General features: G+C 58.3%; 16 protein-coding genes. 10 read left to right on the top strand and 6 right to left on the bottom strand.

All coding sequences use genetic code 11. The features are described 5' to 3' along the window. Positions 1 to 40: 40 nt before the first annotated feature. The 3 genes from RO22_RS20985 to RO22_RS20975 form a co-directional block, all read right to left on the bottom strand. Positions 41 to 1,321 (bottom strand): ABC transporter substrate-binding protein, encoded by a 1,281-nt coding sequence (locus tag RO22_RS20985; RefSeq protein ID WP_041159314.1) that lies wholly within the window; start codon positions 1,319 to 1,321, stop codon positions 41 to 43. 29 nt (positions 1,322 to 1,350) lie between these two features. Then, complete coding sequence (locus RO22_RS20980) at positions 1,351 to 2,481, bottom strand: ABC transporter ATP-binding protein (RefSeq protein ID WP_041159313.1); 1,131 nt, start codon at positions 2,479 to 2,481, stop codon at positions 1,351 to 1,353. Between the two features lie 113 nt (positions 2,482 to 2,594). Continuing rightward, positions 2,595 to 4,013 carry a sigma-54 interaction domain-containing protein gene (locus RO22_RS20975; protein WP_041159312.1) on the bottom strand — a complete coding sequence of 473 codons (1,419 nt, stop codon included), beginning with the start codon at positions 4,011 to 4,013 and terminating at the stop codon, positions 2,595 to 2,597. A 223-nt stretch (positions 4,014 to 4,236) separates the two neighbouring features. Between RO22_RS20975 and speB the strand changes: the two genes are divergently transcribed. The 6 genes from speB (at position 4,237) to RO22_RS20945 (ending at position 11,874) form a co-directional block, all read left to right on the top strand. Beyond that, positions 4,237 to 5,187 carry an agmatinase gene (gene speB / locus RO22_RS20970; RefSeq protein ID WP_041159311.1) on the top strand — a complete coding sequence of 317 codons (951 nt, stop codon included), beginning with the start codon at positions 4,237 to 4,239 and terminating at the stop codon, positions 5,185 to 5,187. Between the two features lie 103 nt (positions 5,188 to 5,290). Further along, complete coding sequence (locus RO22_RS20965; protein ID WP_041159310.1) at positions 5,291 to 6,673, top strand: YjiH family protein; 1,383 nt, start codon at positions 5,291 to 5,293, stop codon at positions 6,671 to 6,673. Between the two features lie 10 nt (positions 6,674 to 6,683). Continuing rightward, positions 6,684 to 8,357, top strand: a complete 1,674-nt coding sequence (locus RO22_RS20960; protein ID WP_235270539.1) for a 5-guanidino-2-oxopentanoate decarboxylase — start codon at positions 6,684 to 6,686, stop codon at positions 8,355 to 8,357. Continuing rightward, the gene (locus RO22_RS20955) at positions 8,347 to 9,657 is read left to right on the top strand and encodes a purine-cytosine permease family protein (RefSeq protein ID WP_041159309.1); all 1,311 of its coding nucleotides are present in this window, start codon (positions 8,347 to 8,349) and stop codon (positions 9,655 to 9,657) included. The genes RO22_RS20960 and RO22_RS20955 overlap by 11 nt, the downstream gene beginning before the upstream one ends. Beyond that, positions 9,654 to 10,388 carry an MBL fold metallo-hydrolase gene (locus RO22_RS20950; protein ID WP_041159308.1) on the top strand — a complete coding sequence of 245 codons (735 nt, stop codon included), beginning with the start codon at positions 9,654 to 9,656 and terminating at the stop codon, positions 10,386 to 10,388. Before RO22_RS20955 ends, RO22_RS20950 begins: the two co-directional genes overlap by 4 nt. 13 nt (positions 10,389 to 10,401) lie before the next feature. Further along, positions 10,402 to 11,874 (top strand): aldehyde dehydrogenase family protein, encoded by a 1,473-nt coding sequence (locus RO22_RS20945; protein ID WP_052475739.1) that lies wholly within the window; start codon positions 10,402 to 10,404, stop codon positions 11,872 to 11,874. Positions 11,875 to 11,902: 28 nt separating this feature from the next. On the opposite strand, the gene RO22_RS20940 is transcribed toward RO22_RS20945, so the two are convergent. Together RO22_RS20940 and RO22_RS20935 are read right to left on the bottom strand one after the other, a co-directional pair. Beyond that, positions 11,903 to 12,832: a hydroxymethylglutaryl-CoA lyase gene (locus RO22_RS20940; protein WP_041159307.1), complete on the bottom strand. Its 930-nt coding sequence runs from the start codon at positions 12,830 to 12,832 to the stop codon at positions 11,903 to 11,905. Positions 12,833 to 12,842: 10 nt separating this feature from the next. Further along, entirely contained in the window at positions 12,843 to 14,048 is a 1,206-nt protein-coding gene (locus RO22_RS20935; protein WP_041159306.1) for a CaiB/BaiF CoA transferase family protein, read from the bottom strand. A 148-nt stretch (positions 14,049 to 14,196) separates the two neighbouring features. On the opposite strand from RO22_RS20935, the gene RO22_RS20930 reads away from it, so the two are divergent. The 4 genes from RO22_RS20930 (at position 14,197) to RO22_RS20915 (ending at position 18,362) form a co-directional block, all read left to right on the top strand. Beyond that, complete coding sequence (locus RO22_RS20930; RefSeq protein WP_022521899.1) at positions 14,197 to 15,096, top strand: LysR family transcriptional regulator; 900 nt, start codon at positions 14,197 to 14,199, stop codon at positions 15,094 to 15,096. Positions 15,097 to 15,405: 309 nt separating this feature from the next. Then, positions 15,406 to 16,386, top strand: coding sequence for a TRAP transporter substrate-binding protein (locus RO22_RS20925; protein ID WP_041159305.1), 981 nt, complete (start codon positions 15,406 to 15,408; stop codon positions 16,384 to 16,386). 141 nt (positions 16,387 to 16,527) lie between these two features. Beyond that, complete coding sequence (locus RO22_RS20920) at positions 16,528 to 17,070, top strand: TRAP transporter small permease (RefSeq protein WP_041159304.1); 543 nt, start codon at positions 16,528 to 16,530, stop codon at positions 17,068 to 17,070. Further along, complete coding sequence (locus tag RO22_RS20915; RefSeq protein WP_041159303.1) at positions 17,067 to 18,362, top strand: TRAP transporter large permease; 1,296 nt, start codon at positions 17,067 to 17,069, stop codon at positions 18,360 to 18,362. Before RO22_RS20920 ends, RO22_RS20915 begins: the two co-directional genes overlap by 4 nt. Before the next feature lie 58 nt (positions 18,363 to 18,420). On the opposite strand, the gene RO22_RS20910 is transcribed toward RO22_RS20915, so the two are convergent. Beyond that, positions 18,421 to 19,998, bottom strand: coding sequence for an aldehyde dehydrogenase (NADP(+)) (locus RO22_RS20910; RefSeq protein WP_041159302.1), 1,578 nt, complete (start codon positions 19,996 to 19,998; stop codon positions 18,421 to 18,423). Between the last annotated feature and the right edge of the window lie 20 nt (positions 19,999 to 20,018).

Genomic DNA, 20,018 nt, shown 5'->3' with positions numbered 1-20,018 from the left:
AGCCGGGGCATGCCCCGGCGAACAGTAAAATGCCTAACGATTAGCGGGCGTAGCGGCGCAACACGCTGTCGGCTTCTTGCTGCGCCTGACTAAGCGCTTCTTGCGGCGTCATTTGACCGGTTAATGCCGCTTGCACGGCGTTATCCAAGGCGCGGCGAATGCGGCCACCCTGATAGGTGGAAAGCTCCGCCGTGCCGTGTTCAAGCTGGTCGCGTGCGACCGCTGCTGGCGCGAACTCTTCCACGTAGCTTTGCAGCGCGTCGGTCTCATAAGCGGCGGGGCTAACGCCCATATAGCCAGTCTCAATCGACCAGGCAGCGGCACGCTCGGGGGCGGTCATCCAGCGAATGAAGGTCATCGCCGCGCGCTGTTCTTCTTCCGTCGCATCTTCAAAAATGTAGAAATTGCCGCCGCCGGTGGGGCTGCCGCGCTGGGTTTTCATCGGCAGCATGGCGACGCCAAAATCAAAATTGGCTTCGCTGCGTACCGCGGTCAGGTTGCCCGTGGTGTGCCACATCATTGCCGTGGACTCTTCAAGGAAGTTCTGGCGCAGGGTGCCCCACTCGATGGTGCCGTCGGGCATGGCATTGTGCTCGGTGGCCAGTGACACCCAGTACTCCAGCGCTTCAACCGCTGCGGGGTCGTCGAAGTAGACCTCGGTGCCATCTTCGCTCATCAAGCGGTGACCGTTCTGAAAGGCGAAGGCCTGGAACATCCAGTAGGGGTAGCCAGTCGACGGCACCATCACGCCCCACTGCTCACCGTTGGAGGCTTCGCGCACGGTAGCGGCCATCTCGGCCATCTCTTCCCAGTTTTCCGGGGGTGTTTCGGGGTCTAGGCCAGCGGTTTCAAAGGCGTCTTTGTTCCAGAACAGTACGATAGTGGAGCGCTGGAAGGGGATGCCGTAGGTTTTGCCATCCAGTTGGCCATTTTCCATCAGCCCTGGGTAGAAGCCATCGAGCCATTCGCGCTCTTCATCGGTTTCGACCAGGTCGTCAAAGGCGACGATGGCGTTCTGCTCAATCAGCTCGTACAGATCGATGGAGAACATGACCGACAGCTGGGGCGTTTCGCCCGCTTCCATCGCCGACATGGCGCGCACGCGGGTGTCGTCGTAGTTACCGGCGTAGATCGCTTCCACGTTGATATCGGGGTGTTCGCTCTCAAACTCCTCCACCAGATTATCAACGACGTCGGTGAGTGCACCGCCCACCGCGACCGGGTAGTACATGGTCAGATCGACGCTATCCGCGTTTACCTGGGCGGCGCTTAACAAGCCCGCTGCCAGGGCGGTCATTGCAAAAGGGGTACGCAAACGCATAAGGGACTCCGCAAGTGTCAATACTGCTGTCAGTGTTGGAAAGAGCCCACCGCCGGTGGACGAGGAACGCTTCGAGATGAGCTGGGTAAGGGGGTCGGTGTCAGGTCGTCCCGCCGCAGGCCGTCGGCATCGAAAAGGTGTGTATTCTTTGAAGTCCAATAGAGGCTGCATGGCTGGCCTGTCAGTGCCTGCTTGCCGCTAAGTCGCACGCGTAGGGTGTGCGACCCCACCGCGACATAAGCAATGGTGTCCGCTCCCAGATACTCTTCACTTAATACGTTAGCGGGTACGCCGGAACCGGGTGCGATTCGCAGCTCGATATCTTCCGGGCGGATGCCCAAGTGGCCACCAGCGGCTTCCATGGGAGCAACTGGCGTACTCGGTTCGCCTTCGATAACGGCACCCTGTTCACCTTTAACGAGTGGTAGCAAGTTCATCGCGGGGCTGCCAATAAAGCTGGCGGCAAAAGCGCTAGCGGGGCGGTTATAAAGCTCGTCTGGGGTACCGTCCTGCACGATTTTGCCGTGCTGCATCAGAATGACGCGATCGCCCATGCTCATGGCTTCCACTTGGTCGTGGGTGACGTAGATAACCGTCATATTCAGGCGGTTCTGTAATGCTTTGATTTCCCGGCGCATGTCGCTGCGCAGCCGGGCGTCCAGGTTGGATAGCGGTTCATCCATCAGGCAGATCGGGTGTTCGGAAATAACCGAGCGCGCCAACGCAACCCGTTGGCGTTGGCCGCCGGAAAGCTGGGCAGGTTTGCGGTTCAGATAATCGGTTAAATCAACCAGTTCGGCCACTTTGGCTAGCCGCTCGCGCTGCTCGGCTTTGGGTACCTTGCGGCTGCGCAGGCCAAACACGATATTGTCAGCCACACTCAAATGCGGAAACAGCGCGTAGGACTGAAACACCATGCTCAGCCCACGGTCGCCGGGCGGCAGGCGTGTGACGTCGCGCTCGCCGATATGAATACGTCCGTTGCTGGCCTCTTCCAGGCCCGCGATCATGCGTAGCGTGGTGGATTTACCGCAGCCTGAAGGGCCGAGCAAAATGACAAATTGCCCAGGCGTGACGTCGAAGGAGATTTCATCGACGGCAGTGGTCGCGTCCCAACGTTTAGTGACGCGTTCCAGGCGAATACGCGATTGGTTTGACATAGCACACACATCACCGGCTGTTGGTTGTTATTGGTTCAGCTTGTGTTGAAGGTGTTGCCGTTTCATGACACTTACATGGATGGTTTATGACAGCCGCTGTGTCAAGCAGAAAATCACTTGGCGACTTTAATGCCATAGCGCTGCAACCGACGCACCACGCTGGATTGACTAATGCCCAGCCGCTTGGCAATGGCATAGGTGCTGGGGAGCGTGTTGCACAGCTCTTCTAGCGTTTCACGCTCCAGCCGCGCTAGGTATTGCTTGAGGGTTTCCTGGGGCTCGAGTGCTACTGCCGACCTTGCTGGCGAGGCGCTCGGTAAGTTGGCCGGATGCTGCTCGGCGTGAGGGAGTGCGGCGGGTACTTCGATTTGATCGGTGGGGCTGGAAAGCCAGGCTCTCTCTAGCCAGTTCTCCAGCTCGCGGACATTCCCTGGCCATTCGCCACCCATCAGCGTCGACCAAACGCGGGTATCAAGGATTTTTTGCCGGCCATAGCGCTGGTTGAGCCGATTTAAGCACGCTTCAACCAGGTCGGGGATATCCTCCCGGCGGTCACGCAGCGGCGGCAGGGTGACCGGGATCACATTGAGGCGGTAGTAAAGATCCAGACGGAAAAGTCCGGCCTCTACTCGCTTGCCCAAATCCTGGTTGGTCGCCACGACCAAGCGAAAATTGACCTTGCGTGATCGGGTGTCACCCAGCCGAGTCAAACTACCGTCCTGAATCACCTTGAGCAGTTTGGTTTGCATCAACAGCGGCAGCTCGCCGATTTCATCCAAAAACAGCGTGCCGCCCTCTGCCTGCTCTAACAGCCCGGCTTTGCCCTGGCGGGCGGCACCGCTGAAAGCGCCGGGCTGGTAGCCAAACATCTCGGACTCAAACAGATTCTCTGGAATCGCCGCGCAGTTAACGTCAATAAAGGGGCCGTCACAGCGCTGGCTCCAGCGGTGTAGTTGCTTGGCAAAGGCGGTTTTACCCACACCTGATTCCCCCAGCATCAGCACGTTGGCATCCGAAGGGGCGACCCGCTTAAGCAGCAGCGCAATTTCACGCATCACGCTGCTGCGCACCTGCAAATTGTCCAGGGCGTCATCCAACGCCTGTTCTTCCGCGTCTGGCGCTGCCTGACTGCGCTTTAGGTGTTCGCTAAAGCGTTTTTGTAGCAGCGCATACTCGTCCTGCAATAGCTGCAAGTCGGTTAAGTCCCGCGAGCGGCTGATAATGCGCTCCAGCTTACCGTCGACGAATACAGGGTAGGCTTCGGCAATCACCCGGCGACCTGTTCCGGTGACCTGCATAAGCTGCGCAGGCCGTCGGGTGCGCATCACTTCCATGGTGATGGAGGGCTTGAGTACCCCGGCCGCTTGCAGTTGCTGCACACTGCTGGAGAGCAGCTCTTCTCTGGATACCCCGTAAACCGCTTCGGCCCCTGGGCTGATGTCGACTACTTGCCCATCGCCACTGACGATAAAGAAGTGGTCGTTTGCGGTCTCCACAATGGTTTGCAGTACACGTCTGTCTATTTCACTCATCACAGCCGACCCCCCTGAGTAATTCATTTTTGAATCTTCGATGCAAAAATGAATTGATAAAGCCCCTGATTGATTCATTTTTGCATCGTTTGGTCGTTAATTACACCACTTTATAGGCATCTTCGACTTGGCATGGTCTGTGCAATGTCTTTAGAGGAGTAGTGAAAAGAGCTAGGCCAATACCTACACCGTGCTCACCACCAAAAAATATAAGGAGATGTGTATGTCGGAGTTTAATCAGCCTCTGGGCGGAAACACCATGCCGCGCTTTGCAGGCCCTGCCACCATGATGCGCCTGCCCACCCAAGAGACAGCCGAGGGTCTGGATGCGGCATTTATCGGCATTCCTATGGATATAGGCACTTCAAACCGCCCCGGCACGCGGCTTGGGCCGCGCCAGATTCGCGACGAGTCGCGCATGCTGCGCCCCTACAACATGGCGACCCGCGCAGCGCCCTTTGAAAGCCTGCAGGTGGCCGATATCGGCGACGTGCCTATCAACACCTTTCATCTGCCAAAAAGCGTCGACATCATCACCGCCTTCTATGACGACGTGCTCAAGCACGATTGCATTCCGCTGACCCTGGGTGGGGAGCACACCCTGACGTTGCCAATTCTTCGCGCCATGGCCAAAAAACACGGCCCGGTGGGGCTGATTCATATTGATGCCCATGCCGATGTCAATGAGCACATGTTCGGCGAGCCAATTGCCCACGGCACGCCGTTTCGTCGCGCCCAGGAGGAGGGCTTATTGGCCCATGGCAAGGTAGTGCAAATCGGACTGCGCGGTACCGGCTATGCCGCTGAAGATTTTGACTGGTGTCGCGACCAGGGCTTTCGTGTCGTGCCCGCCGAAGAGTGCTGGTATCGCTCGCTAGCGCCCTTGATGGCCGAGGTGCGTGAGCAGATGGGTGATATCCCGGTTTACATCAGTTTCGACATTGACGGCCTGGATCCTTCTGTTGCCCCCGGAACCGGAACGGTGGAGATGGGTGGACTGACCTCTAGCCAAGGATTGGAGCTGGTTCGCGGTGCCGCTGGGCTGAATATTGTCGGCGGCGACCTGGTGGAAGTGTCACCACCTTATGACCCCAGCGGCAACACCGCGCTGATGGGCGCCACGCTGCTGTATGAAATGCTTTGCGTACTGCCGGGCGTTAAACACAGCGAGTGACGCCGACCAAATAGCTAACAAAGAAATAGCGACTAAATAAAAAAGTACTGACCTAGCTACGCCGCCAGCCACCTCCAATAATCACTTCCAATGGGTGACCCCTATGTCGTATAGCAACGTTAAATCGGAACAGCCGACCTCGTCGGCACCGATACCCCGCGCGCACTTACTGAAATTTATCATTCCATCGCTAATTGGGGTGCTGCTGTTTCTCGTCCCTTTTCAAGTGGGCGATACCATCAATATCGGCATGGGGCTCATGGCCGATAGTCTGCAGGCTTTGCTGGGCTCGGCGCTGCCGGCCATTGCTGTCGTTGTGCTCTGCCTGTCGGTGGTAGCGACGATTTACGCCAAGCTAGCTAACCCTTCCTGGGCCAAAAAGGGCATGCTGCACGAAATGTTTCATGTCGGGCCAGTGTGGTTGGTGATGCGCGTTTTAGGCGCGCTGTTTGCTGTGATGACCTATTTTCAGTTCGGGCCTGAGTTCGTGACCGCTTCCTTTACCGGTGGCGTGATGCTCAATGACCTGGCGCCGGTACTGCTCACCTTCTTTTTCTTTGCCGCGCTGCTGCTGCCGTTTCTGGTCGAGTTTGGCTTTATGGAGTTCATCGGCAGCATGGTACGTAAACCGTTTCGGATAATTTTTAACTTGCCGGGACGCAGCGCCATTGATGCCACCGCTTCATGGATGGGCTCGGGCACTGTCGGTGTGCTGATCACCACGCAGCAGTACGAGCAGGGATTCTATAACCGCCGGGAAGCCTCGGTGATTGCCACCAATTTTTCCGTGGTGTCGATTGCGTTTGCGCTGCTCGTTACCAGCTTCGTGGATATCAACCACCTGTTCGTGCAATTCTACTTTACGGTGGTGGTTTCGGGGTTAATCGCTGCGGTCATTGTGCCGCGCTTGCCGCCCCTGTCGCGCAAATCCAATGACTACTACGAGCCTGTAGGCTGCCAACTGAATGAGGAGCGGACGGAGAAAGTGGGTCTGTTTCGTTACAGCTTGATTCAGGCCACCAATCGCGCCGCCGGTGCTCCCGGCCCCCGTGAGCTGGCACGTTTGGCGCTCCTCAACGTGATGGATATTTTCCTCGGCTTACTTCCTCTGGTGTTTGCCATTGGTACGGTGGCGCTGATTCTGGCGGAATTTACCCCGCTATTTACCTGGCTTTCCTACCCCATGGTACCGGTGCTTGAGCTGCTGCGGATTCCTGAAGCAGAGGCGGCGGCGCCTGCCACTCTGGTGGGTTTTGCCGATATGTTCCTGCCCGCGGTGCTGGCGACCAATATCGAAAGCGAACTCACCCGCTTTGTGATTGCCTGCCTGTCGCTCACTCAGTTGATCTACATGTCGGAAATCGGCGCACTGCTGCTCAAGTCGAAAATCCCTATTAAGCTCTGGGAGCTGGTCGCCATCTTCCTGCTGCGTACGGCCATTACGCTGCCGATCATTGCCTTTATGGCCCATACGTTTTTCTTCTAAGGGGCCTGTAATGAACGCTGATGCAACGAATACTGATGTAACGAGCAATCAAGCGACGATGACCTGTGCCGAACTGCTGATTCACCTGCTGCGCGATACTTACGGGGTACGTGCCCTGTTCGGCATCCCGGGCGTGCATACGGTGGAGCTTTACCGCGGCCTGGAAGGCAGCGATGTGAGGCATGTCACGCCACGCCATGAGCAGGGCGCAGGGTTTATGGCCGATGGCTATGCCCGAGCCAGCGGCCAGCCCGGGGTGTGCCTGATTATTACCGGGCCGGGGATGACCAATATGGCCACCGCCATGGGCCAGGCCCTGGCGGACTCGATCCCTATGCTGGTGATCTCCAGCGTTAACCGCCGCGATACCTTGGGCTTAGGGCAGGGGCGTTTGCATGAACTGCCTAGCCAGCAGCAGATGATCAGCGGCGTGGCGAGGTTCAGCCACACACTGTTGGACGCCAATACGCTACCCGAGGTGCTGGCCCGCGCCTTTGCCGTGTTCAACGGCGCGCGGCCGGGCCCGGTGCACATCGAAATTCCCATCGATCTGTTCAATGCACCGGTGAACGCGCCGGTGAGTTGGCAGGCGCCTAGGCTTTACCGCGCCGCGCCTGATCCAGAAGGGCTTGCCGAAGCCGCTCGCTTGTTACACGCGGCGAAACAGCCCCTGGTGCTATTAGGCGGTGGCTGCGTTTCAGCCCCAGAAGCAGCGCGAGCATTCGTCGACAAGCTAGATGCCCCCACGGTGACCACTATCAACGCCAAAGGCCTGCTGGGCCGTGACCACCCGCTGGATTTAGGTGCCAATGCCGCGTTGCCCGCTGTGCGCGAGCTGGCGGCCAATGCCGATGTGATTCTGGCGGTGGGCACCGAACTTGGCGAGACCGATTACGACGTGGTGTTTGATGGCGGCTTTCACCTCAACGGCACGCTGATTCGTATTGACCTCGACCCAGAGCAGCTGGTGCGCAACCAGCGCGTAACGTTGGGGCTAGTCGGCGATGCCGGGCGTAGCATGGAGCTTTTGCTAGTTCACTTTCCCGAGAAGCTGAAGCGTAATGGCATTGAGCGAACCGCTGCGGCTTTGAGCGCTTTAAATCTGGAAAACGACCCTGCCTTTAGCGATTTCGTGCCGCTTTATAAAACGCTAGCTGATTATCTGCCTGAGGCGATTTTGGTGGGCGATTCCACCGCGCCGGTGTATGCCGGTAACCACCTGGTCAGCCAGCCGGCCCCCAGGCGTTACTTCAATGCCTCTACCGGCTACGGCACCCTGGGCTATGGGCTACCGGCGTCGCTGGGCGCACAGCTGGCGCGAGCGGATCTGCCGGTGGTGGCACTGGTGGGCGATGGCGGGGTGATGTTTACGCTCTCGGAAATCGCCACCGCCGTAGAAGAGCGCCTGCCCGTGGTGATTGTGCTCTGGCATAACGCTGGTTACGAAGAGATTCGTCGCTATATGGATGCCAACGGTGTGGCGCGCCTGGGTGTGGATATTCAGGCGCCCAATTTCCTCACCCTGGCCGAGGGCTTTGGTTGTCCCGGCGTACTGGTAGAAAGCCCCGTGGAACTTGCCAAGGCGCTCGCCAACCGGGAAACCAGCGGGCCTCTACTGATCGAAATTGACGCCGCTGCCTGGCAGAAAAACCTGATGTCACCAGGAGATAACAATGAAGAATAACCATGTGCTCGGCCAGGACACCCTATCTGCCGACGACGTTGAACACAGCCTTGGGCTGCCGGGAACCTTTGCGCTGTGGCTCGGCGCCAATGTGGTAGTGACCACTATTCTAACCGGCATGTTTTTAGTCCCTGACCTGACCTTTCAGCATGCGATGTTGCTGATATTGATCGGTTCAGCGGTAGGGATTATCCCGCTGGTATTGATCGGGGTGATGGGCCAGCAAACCGGCATGACCACCATGGTGCTGGCGCGGGGCACCTTCGGCAGAAAAGGCGCTAATTTCCCCGCCTCGGTGAATCTATTAGCGCTGATTGCCTGGAGCTGGATCCAGGCGCTGCTCGCCGGCATGAGTCTGGACTACGCCGTGGAAAGCCTGACCGGTTACTCCAATGTCGCGCTCTTCACAGTCATCTGTGAATCACTGGTGGTGCTGATTGCCCTGCGTGGTCACCTGGGAATCGAGAAAGTCGAGAAAATAGCGGCATTACTGATGCTGGGGCTCTCGGCGGTGGTGCTGTTCGCGCTCAATCGCCATTATGATCTGCCGAGCATCACCCAGTTGGAACCCGAAGGCGTGTTGGGCGGCGGCGTGGTGTTCGATATTGTGGTCGCGACGGCTTTTTCCTGGATTCCATTGGCGGCGGACTACAACCGCCACTGCCGCTCGCTAAAAGCCGCTGTGGTGGGCACCTGGGCCGGCTACGTGGTGGCAACGCTGGTAGCGATGGGCCTGGGCGCCACGGTGTCAGCGCTGTCAATCAGCGTGGGTATGGAGCCCACCTACGACCCGACGACCCTGCTCAGCGGCTTCGGTTTCGGCCTGCCCGCCGCCCTGGTGATTTTCTTTTCGGTGCTGACCACCAACGTGATGTGCGTCTACAGCGCGACGCTTTCATTCATGAGCGTGCGTCCCAAGGTGCCGTTCTGGAAACCGGCGTTGATTATTGGCGTGGTATCGGTGGTGGGCGCGCTCATCCCTGGCATTCTCGATCAGTTCCAGACCTTTCTGTTGATTATCGGCAGCGTCTTTATTCCGGCCTTTTCGCTAATGATCGTCGATTACTACCTGCTTGGCCGCCAGCGTTATACCTCGGCACAACTGATACAGGCTGAACATAGCCTTCCCGCCTTCAATTGGCTGGCGCTGGGCAGCTACGCGGTCGGGGCGTTACTGGCTTACTACTGGAACTGGGTCGCGCCGCTTGATTTTGGCGCGTCGCTGCCGGTTTTCGTGATCACCGGCGTGCTCTATTTTGTGGTCAGCAAGGTTGCGGTCGCCAAGCGGGTGCCCGCATGAGCCTTGAGCGCATCAATGCCCAGCAGTGGTACCGTACTGCCGCCAAGGCGGACGGTATCACCCTGATCGACGAGCCGTGGATCAAGCCGTTTTATCGCTGCAATATCTGGCATGTCCAGGGCAGCAAGCGGGGCATGGTCGTGGACTTTGGCCTGGGCGCAGTGCCGCTACGCCAGCACGTGGCGCAGCTTGCCGAGCGTGACCTGCTGGCGGTAGCCAGCCACACGCACTTTGACCATATCGGCGCAGCCCACGAGTTTGGCTGTTGCCATGTGCATGCCGCTGAGGCGGACATCCTGGCCTCCCCCGATAACACGAGCACCCTGGCTGACCAGTTTCTCAGCGATGGCATGTTTGAGGCGCTACCTCCCGAACCCTATTCGCACACGCGCTACCGCATCACGGCACCGCAGCAGGTGTGCCCGCTGGCGGATGGTGAAATACTGGACTTAGGGAACCGTCAATGGGAAGTGATCCATACCCCGGGTCACTCCCCCGGCGGCATCGCCCTGTGGGAGGCGGCCACCCAGACGCTGATCTCGGGCGATCTGATTTACGATGGCCCGCTCATTGAAGACCTCTGGCACAGCGACCTTACCGACTACGCTGCCAGCATGCGGCGGCTGCGCAGGCTGCCCGTCCGCACCTTGCACGGCGGCCATTTCCCCAGCTTTAGCGGCCAGCATCTCACAACGCTCATCGATGATTGGCTTCGCCAACACGACCTATAAAGGAGCCACGATAATGCCCATGACCTCCCTGATTGATTACCCTTCGGTTGTTGACCACCAATTCATCAACAACCAGTGGGTGCCCTCGGCGGGCACCCGCCTGCTCGACGTGATGAATCCTTACCGCGAAGTGCGGATTGCCCAGGTTACGGCAGGTGACGCCGCGGATGTCGACGCCGCCGTCGAAGCCGCAAAGCTGGCGCAGCCCGCCTGGCAGGCGCTGGGCGGAACCGCACGGGCTAAATACCTTGAGGGGTTTGCCGATGCACTGGCAACGCGCCGAGACTCGATTATCACGCTTTCAGCGACCAACAACGGTAAGCCACTGGCAGAGGCGGAGATTGACCTGGACGATGCGATTGCCTGTTACCGCTACTACGCGAAACAGGCTAAAGCGCTGGATGCACGCCAGGGCGAGCTGGTCAGCGTGGAAATGGAAGGCGTTGAGGCGCGCACTTATCACGACCCCGTGGGCGTCGTGGGGCTGATCGCGCCGTGGAATTTCCCGCTGGTGACCAGCGCCTGGAAGCTGGCGCCCGCCTTGGCGGCCGGTTGTGCCGCGGTGCTCAAACCGTCCGAAGTCACTCCGCTCCCCGAGCAGGTGCTGGCAGAAATAGCCCTGGAGATTGGCCTACCTGCTGGGGTGCTCAACCTTTTAAACGGCGACGGTGATGGCATCGGTGCACCGCTGACCAACCATCCGGATGTGGATAAAATTTCCTTTACCGGCAGTAACCGCGTCGGTGAAGCGGTGATGCAAGCGGCAAGCGCCCGTACCGCCAGCGTCTCCCTGGAGCTGGGGGGGAAATCGCCGATCCTGGTGATGGAAGACGCCGACCCGGAACAAGCCGCTGACTGGGTAATGGCCGGGATCTACTTCAACGCCGGGCAAATCTGCTCCGCAACTTCGCGTTTATTGGTGCACGAAAATGTGGCCGAAGCCCTTTATGCCACGATTGCCGAGCGTATGGATGCGCTGACGCTGGGCGACCCTCTCGACGAAGGTACGGATTTAGGGCCGTTGACCAGCGCCAAGCAGCGCGACGCCGTACAGCGCTATCTGGATCTGGCCGAACAGGAAGGGCTAACGGTCGTGCGCGATGCGCAACACCGCACGTTGCCCGCTCAAGGCTACTTCCTGGCCCCCACGCTTTATCGCGATGTACCGGTGGAAAGCCGCTTGTGGAAGGAAGAGATTTTTGGCCCGGTGCTCTGCGGACACAGCGTGGCAAGCGAAGCCGAGGCGGTTCAGCTTGCCAACGACAGCGTCTTTGGTCTGGCAGCCACGGTGATTAGCGGCGACCCCGGGCGGGCAAAGCGCATTGGCCGCCAGCTTAAAGCCGGTAGCATCTGGTACAACAGCGAGCAGCTAGTACTACCTGAAACCGCCTGGGGCGGCTTCAAGCGCAGCGGTATTGGGCGTGAACTAGGCCCTTGGGGGCTAAGTGCTTATCTGGAAGTGAAGCATGTGATTGGGCCTGCCTAACGCTTAGGCGTGAGCTTTAGGCATGAACTTATGGCATCGCATAACGCCGAGTCGATTTCCCGGCTTTTACCACCTGCCCCGGCACATCATGGCCGATAAGGTCGGGAAGGGTGGCGGCGACTTCAAGCAGTGCATCCAGATCAACACCGGTATCGACGCCCATGGCTTCAAACATATGCACCAGGTCTTCGGTGCATACATTACCGCTAGCGCCGGGGGCGAAGGGGCAGCCACCGAGCCCACCTAGTGAGGCATCAAATCGGCTAATACCTGCTTCCCACGCCGCCAGGGCGTTGGCCAGCCCCATGCCGCGGGTGTTGTGGAAGTGCAGCGTGAACGGCGTTTCTGGCCAGCGCTTAAGCACTGCTTCACACAGGCGTTTGACCTGCGCAGGGTTGGCCATGCCGGTGGTATCGCAGAGCGTGACGCCCTGAATGCCAAGGTCGATAAGTTTCTCAACCAGTTCCAGCACCCGCGCTTCGGGGATGTCGCCTTCAAAGGGGCAACCAAAGGCGGTGGAGAGCGACGCGTTGATAAACACACTGCTGTCTTTACTGACTTCTAAAATCGCCTCGAACTGCTCAAGGGACTGTTTCGGCGTCATGCGCAGGTTGGCCAGCCCGTGGCTGTTGCTGGCGGACATCACCAGATTGATTTCATCCACCTGGCAGGCAAGTGCCCGCTCGGTGCCCTTTACATTAGGCACCAGTACGGTGATATCGACCCCTTCCCGACGCTGAATGCTGGTGACTACATCTGCGGCATCGTGCAGGTTGGGAATCGCTTTGGGTGAAGTGAACGAGGTTGCTTCGATGCGTCGTAGGCCGGTGGTGGAGAGCGCATCGATCCAGCGGATTTTCCCTTCGGTGGGCACAAAGCGTGCCTCAATCTGCAGGCCATCACGGGGGGCGACTTCGTTGATTTCTATCTTGGCGGGGCAGGGTGATAACTGGCTCATAATAAACTTCCTAGATAATGCCCGCTTGGCGTAGTTTGGCGCGGGTTTCGTGGTCAATGCCCAGCTCATCCAAAACATCGTCGGTATGCTGGCCAAGCGCCGGGCCGCCGTCGCCAAGTCGCCCAGGGGTAGCGCTAAGCTTAGGCAACACGCCGGGAACTTTGAGCGGTTTGCCGTTGGGGCGGGTAAAGGTTTGAATCATCTCGCGGGCTAAATAGTGGGGGTCATGGGCGATATCTTCTGCAGTGTAGGGGTAGCCTGCGGGAACGCGGGCCTCATCCAGGGCTTGCAGAATGGCATCCCGAGGGCGTTCTTCCGTCCAGGACTGAATGGCGGCATCAATCATATCGGCTTGCTGGCTGCGCCCATCGTTATGGGCCAGCGCCGGGTCGTTGGCGAGGTCATCGCGACTAATCACGCCCATCAAGCGCTTGAAGATGCTGTCGCCGTTACCGGCAATCAGCACATAATCGCCGCCCTGGCAGCGGTAGGCGTTTGATGGGGTAATGCCGGGCAGGGCGCTGCCGCTGGGTTCGCGTACCTGGCCGCTGGCATCGAACTCCGGCAGTAGGCTCTCCATCATCGCAAATACTGATTCATACAGGGCAACGTCGATCTCTTGGCCCAGGCCGCTGCGGGTGCGCTCCTGAAGAGCGAGTAGTGTACCGATGACGGCGTACAACGCGGAAAGCGAGTCGCCAATGCTCACGCCCACGCGCACGGAAGGCTCCCCAGGCTGACCGGTAAGATAGCGCAGCCCGCCCATGGCTTCGCCAATCACCCCAAAGCCAGGCTTGTCGCGGTAGGGCCCCGTTTGCCCGTAGCCGGAAATATGCACCATGATCAGCCGCGGGTTGAGTGTGGAGAGCGCTTCCCAGCCTAGCCCCCAGTTGTCTAAGGTGCCGGGGCGGAAGTTTTCCACCACCACGTCGGCTTCGGCGGCGAGCTTGCGCACCAGGCCTTGCCCCTCTTCACTGCGTAAATCCAGCGCCACAGAGCGCTTGTTGCGGGTTTGCACATGCCACCACAGCGAGGTGCCTTCTTCCAGCATTCGCCATTTGCGAAGTGGGTCGCCAGTGCCGGGCGGCTCAATTTTAATCACATCGGCACCGAATTCGCCCAGCAGTTTGGTGGCGAAAGGCCCTGCAATCAGTTGGCCAAGCTCAAGTACTTTTAAGCCCTGTAGCGGAAGCTGGCGCGCTTCGGAAGCATTCATTAAGGCTCTCTCTTATCATTGGATTATCACTATTAGCCAGCATGCGTGAGCTAAACAGGGGCGACAATTAGGCAATGGATAACAAAGGGTTCGTGGCTGGCGAAGGTGTGGGCTACCATAGGGAGCTTGCTTTCAAGGAGTTCGTAGGATGCGCCGCTTTGATTTTGTCACCCTTAAACTGTTTATCTCCGTGGCGGATGAAGGTCGACTGACGGCGGCGGCGGAGCGTGAACACTTAGCTCTCGCCGCGGTGAGCAAACGCATAAGTGACCTGGAAACGTTGGTCGGCACCACGCTGCTCTATCGTCGCCCCAGAGGTGTAGAACTGACTCCCGCAGGTCAGGCGTTTTTGCATCATGCCCGACGTATTATGGATAACATTGAACGCCTGCAGGCCGAGCTCAGCGAGTATGGCGAAGGCGTCCGCGGCCATGTGCGTATCCACTCCAATACTTCGGCGATCATTGCCTTTCTTCCCCAGGATCTCAGCGCCTTCTCACGCCTCTACCCGGAAATCAAAATTGATCTTCAGGAGCGGGTCAGCAGCGAAATTATCGCTGCCGTTCGCGACGGACTGACCGATATCGGTATCTTTGCTGGCCATGTAGCGGCGCCTGACCTTCAACAGCTCTCCTATCGACAAGATCGACTCGTGTTAATGACCCCTATCGATCATCCTTTGGCTGGGCGTGAAAGCATCGCCTTTAATGAAGCGCTAGCTTTCGATTTTATCGGCTTGCAGCAGGATGCCTCGCTGCAGTCGCTGTTGAACGAGCAGGCTAACCTAGCGGGTAAAGCACTGCGAATGCGTATTCAGGTACGCAGCTTCGATGCCATTTGCCGCATGATCCACCATGGTATGGGTGTTGGCGTACTGCCTGAGCAAACCATCTATCGTGATCTGGGAGACTTACAGCTTAAAAGTATCCCGCTTAGCGATCCATGGGCTCAGCGCGAACTGGTGATTGGCATGCGTCGCTATGCCTCGTTGCATGTGACTGCCCGGCATTTGGTGGATCACCTTACCCAGAAAGAGGATGAGCAATAGCTCAAGAAATTCTCCTTGTGGCTTCGTGGTTTGAGAAAGCAAAGCTCCAATAGCTACCCTTTCAATGGCCTAAAGCAAGCTAAACAGTGGTTGATTAAAGGAGCTCGGTATTCATCTTTGGTCGTACGGCCGTGATGGAATGGATTTAAAAGCCCGTTATAGCAGCGTTTCTAGCCATCGTGTTTTACGAAGTCAGCCTTCTTGAACGTCGATTTGAGCCCTTGGGATGCATGTTTCAAGATCACGTAAGCGTTACCTGAAAGTTACAAGAACCACACCCAATAACGACAACCGTAGAGAGTCTATCCCATGCGGAAACAACTGCTTGCCACGCTGGCTACCCTAGGCATGCTAACGACGGCGCCGTTCGTCTTGGCGAATCCTATCGAAATCCAAGTTAACAACACCATGAGTGAGGGCGGTTCGGAAAGCGCAGCGGTGGAGCGCTTTTCTGAGTACTTAGAAGAACAGGCACCGGGTCGTTTCGATGTTCGTCCCTTCCTGGCGGGTTCATTGGGCGGCGAAAATGCCGTTTTGGAACTACTGAACCTTGGTCAAACCCAGCTCTCTATCACTGGCGGTAACTGGCGCCAGCAGTACGCGCCTGAATACGATGCCATTACTGTGCCCTTTGTGTTCTCAACCTGGGACGAAGTCGATGCCTATATGGAGAGCCCCTCTGGCCAGGCACTGATTGAAAAGGCGGAGAGTCAGGGCGGCCTCAAATACTTCGGCACCCAGCACCGGGGCCCGCGCCACATGACCGCCAATAAAGCCATCGAAACCCCGGAAGATCTTGATGGTTTCCGCATGCGCCTTCCTGCGCTGCCAGTATGGATGGAAGTGTGGGAAGAGATCGGCGCCCAGGTCGTCAATGTGCCGGCCCCCGAGATTTATCTGGCCATGCAGACCGGTCAGGTTGACGGCCATGAGAACTCGCTCTCATCGCCCTATACCCGCCGTCTATGGGAAGTACAGGATCACATCATTATGACCAGCCATGTTCAGTTTCCGTGGAATTGGGTGGCAAGTGCGCGCTGGTGGGAAGGGCTTGAATCAGACGATCAGGCATTGATCGAAGAGGCCATTCATGTCGCCCGTGAGCATGGCACAGAGCGTGAACGCGAACTCGATGAGTACTACCTGGAAGCGCTGCAGGATGAAGGCATGACGGTTATTGAGCCTGATATTGCCGCCTTCCGCGAAGCCGCGCTACCGGCGATTGATCGTGTCATGGCCGAAATGGCCGACGGCGTTCGTGAAGACGCCTTGGGTAACCAGAGCGAGTAACCCTCCTTTGGCAGAAATAGCGGCGGCCCACTGGGCCGTCGTTGTTCTTCAAGATAAATAGGTTTTGCAAGACAAGAAAGTTTTATAAGACACCTAAGTTTTCATAACCGAAAAAAAGACGTCAGGGTAAGGAGTTCTGCTGTGGAAGACGCTGTAGCACCCAGCCAAGGGCCGGATCGAATCGCTTTCTATACGCTGCGCGGCGTCACCCGCCTGTGCGATGGGGCCGGCGTGGCGTTAATGGCGGCCATCCTGCTATTGATCGTGGCGGCGGTCATTGCCCGCGACTTGTTGGGGCTGGGCATGCCCTGGACCGAAGAAGTAGCGTCTATGTTGGCCATCTACGCGATTGGCTTTGGCTCGCTATCGGCGTGGGTGCGCAGTGAACACCTGGTGGTCGATCTGTTTAGCCACAAGCTTTCCGGGCTGGGTAAGAATATTCAGTATCGGTTTACTGCACTGGTTTCCTGCGGTTTTTTTGCGCTTGCTGCTTGGGGGGCATGGATCATGTCGGACATGAGCGCCAACAATAAAACCGTCTCGTTAAGTATCAGCTTCAGCTATCTCTATTACGGCATCTTTTTCAGCTTTGTGGGCATGGCGCTGATTGCCCTTTGGCAAACTTTGCGCGGCCCGGTGGCGTGGTTGGAAACGTCCCATGAAGAGGAGGCTTCTCAACCATGACCGAACTACTGATTTTCGTCGGTGGCCTGTTAGTACTGATGGCCATTGGTTTGCCTGTGGTGGTCGCCATTGGCGTGACCTCCTTTATCGCCCTGGTGGCTACTGGTACCGGTGGGCTGCCCGTTGAGTTACTGCCGCTGCGCATGGTGCAAACGCTCAATAACTTTACCCTGCTGGCGATACCGTTGTTTATTCTGGCCGCCAACATCATGAATATTGGCTCCACCACCACGCGTATTTTCGACTTCGCCACCGCGCTGGTGGGCTTTACCAAGGGCGGCCTGGGTCACGCGAATGTGGTGGCTAGCTCCATTTTTGCCACTATGTCGGGCACTGCCGTTGCCGATGCCGCAGGGCTTGGCAGCATTGAAATCAAAGCCATGAAAGAGCGTGGCTATGCGCTGGATTACTCCACCGGTGTTACCGCTGCTTCCAGCGTTATTGGGCCGATTCTGCCGCCCAGTATTGCCTTGGTTGTGTACGGCTGGTTAGCCAATGTGAGCATTGGCGGGCTGTTTATGGCGGGGCTACTGCCGGGTATTTTGATGGCGCTGCTACTGATGGGGATGACCGTGCTTCTGGCTGCCAGTGGCAAGGTGGTGATGCCCAAGCCCACACCCTTTGATGCCTGCGAAGTCGCCCGCACCGGTAAGCGTGCCATCTTGCCGTTAATGATGCCGGCGATTATCGTCGGTGGTATTTGGGGTGGTTTCTTTACACCCACCGAGGCGGGTGCTATTGCCTCGCTCTACGCGGTAATTCTAGGCGGGCTGATCTACCGCGACTTGAACTGGCGAGACCTCTATAACGCCTTCCGCCGTACCCTGATGTTCAGTGCAGTGATCCTGCTGATTATTGCTGTCTCCAGCTTTTATGGCTGGATCCTGGTGCGTATGGGGATCCCTCAGGCGTTGGCGGGGCAGGTGGCCAGCATCGATATGCCGACGATCCTGCTGTTGCTCTGCTTTGCGCTGTTCTTCCTGCTTATCGGCTGCTTTATGTCGGTGATCGAAAGCATCCTGATTTTTACCCCGATTGTGGTTCCCGCGGCGCTAAGTGCCGGATTAGATCCCGTTCATTTCGGTATTGTGATGGTGATCACGCTTTCAGTAGGGGTTATTACCCCGCCCTTTGGCACGGTGCTGTTCCTGATGGTGGGCATCACACGGCTGCGCTACGGCCAGGTGGTCACGGCGATCATGCCGTTCTTACTGCCGATTATCGCCACCATTCTACTGCTCATCGCCGTGCCGGGGCTGGCTACTTGGCTGCCAGACATTATGGGGTATTAAAAAAGATAATTGCCCCACCTATATAGTTAGGTGGGGCAAAATTACCGCAGTACTCTAGTTAGCTTTCACGCTTACCATCGACTAGGCGCGATACCCCACAAGGGTTACCGTCACGAATCGCCTCGGGCAGTAACCCTTCAGGCAGCGCCTGGTAGCACACCGGGCGCAGGAAGCGGAAAATTGCCGTGCTACCTACCGAGGTGGTGCGGGAGTCCGATGTCGCCGGGTAAGGGCCGCCGTGCACCATGGCGTGGCACACTTCCACCCCGGTTGGCCAGCCGTTGGCCAGGATCCGCCCCGCCTTGCGCTCCAGGGAGGGCAGCAGCTGCTTGGCGGTCGCCAAGTCGCCGTCATCCATCTGTAGCGTAATGGTGAGCTGGCCTTCGAGCTGGGCAGCCACCTTCGCCACTTCCTGGGCGTCAGTACAGGCGATGACCAGCGACGTCGAACCAAACACTTCTTCCTGGAGGGAGGGCTCGTTGAGGAAGGACTCGGCCTGGGTAACGAACAGCCCCGCTTGGCAAGGGTTAGCCGTTTCACCTGCCTGGCCACGAGCCACTTCGGTGACCTTGGCGTGGTTGGCGAGTCGGTCAACGCCCTGCTGGTAAGCGTCGTGTATGCCCGGTGTCAGCATGGTCTGGGCTGCGCTGCCCTTAACCGCTTCCCCGGCTGCTTCAACAAAGGCATCCAGATCAGGGCCCTGAACCGCAATCACCAGCCCGGGGTTGGTGCAGAACTGCCCGGCACCCATGTTAAGTGAGCCAACAAAGCCTTCTGCGATGGCTTTGCCACGAGATTTGAGCGCTTCCGGCAGCAGGAACACCGGGTTGATGGAACTCATCTCGGCATAGACCGGGATCGGCTGCGGCCGCGCTTGGGCAGTTGCCATGAGTGAGGTGCCGCCGCTACGTGAACCGGTGAAGCCCGCTGCTTGAATACGCGGGTCAGCCACCAGCGCCTGCCCGATTTCGCGGCCCGAGCCAAACAGTAGTGAGAAAACGCCCTCAGGCAACTCGCATTTGGCAACGGCGCGTTGAATCGCACGGCCTACTAACTCGGAGGTGCCGGGGTGGGCGGAGTGGCCCTTAACTACCACCGGGCAGCCTGCAGCCAGTGCCGATGCGGTATCACCACCGGCCACGCTGAAGGCGAGTGGGAAGTTGCTGGCGCCAAACACTGCCACCGGGCCCAGGGCAATATGCCGCTGGCGCAGGTTGGCACGCGGCATCGGTTCACGATCAGGCAGAGCGGGATCGATACGCACATCGAGCCACTCGCCGGCCCGAACCACGTTGGCGAATAAGCGTAGCTGACCACAGGTGCGGCCGCGTTCGCCCTCTAAGCGCGGGCGCGGTAGGCCTGTTTCGGCCATGGCGCGCTCAATCAACTCATCACCGATCCCTTCGATCTCGGCGGCGATGGTTTCGAGGAATACAGCGCGGTCTTCAAGCGACGTTTCGCGGTAAGTGGCGTACGCCGTTTCGGCAAGTTCACAGGCTTGCTCGACCTCGGCCTTGCTGCCGCCAGGGTAGGCGGGTGCAAGTGTTTCGCCAGTGGCGGGGTTCACCGCATGAATGTTGGCCTGTTGGCCGCTGATGGCCTGCTGGCCGATGAGTAGTTTGCCTTCCAGAGTCATAAAATTTCCTGTATTAGGGG

This window comes from Halomonas sp. KHS3 (genome assembly GCF_000830495.1).
GTDB lineage: Bacteria > Pseudomonadota > Gammaproteobacteria > Pseudomonadales > Halomonadaceae > Vreelandella > Vreelandella titanicae.
This window is presented reverse-complemented; position numbering and strand designations above follow the sequence as displayed.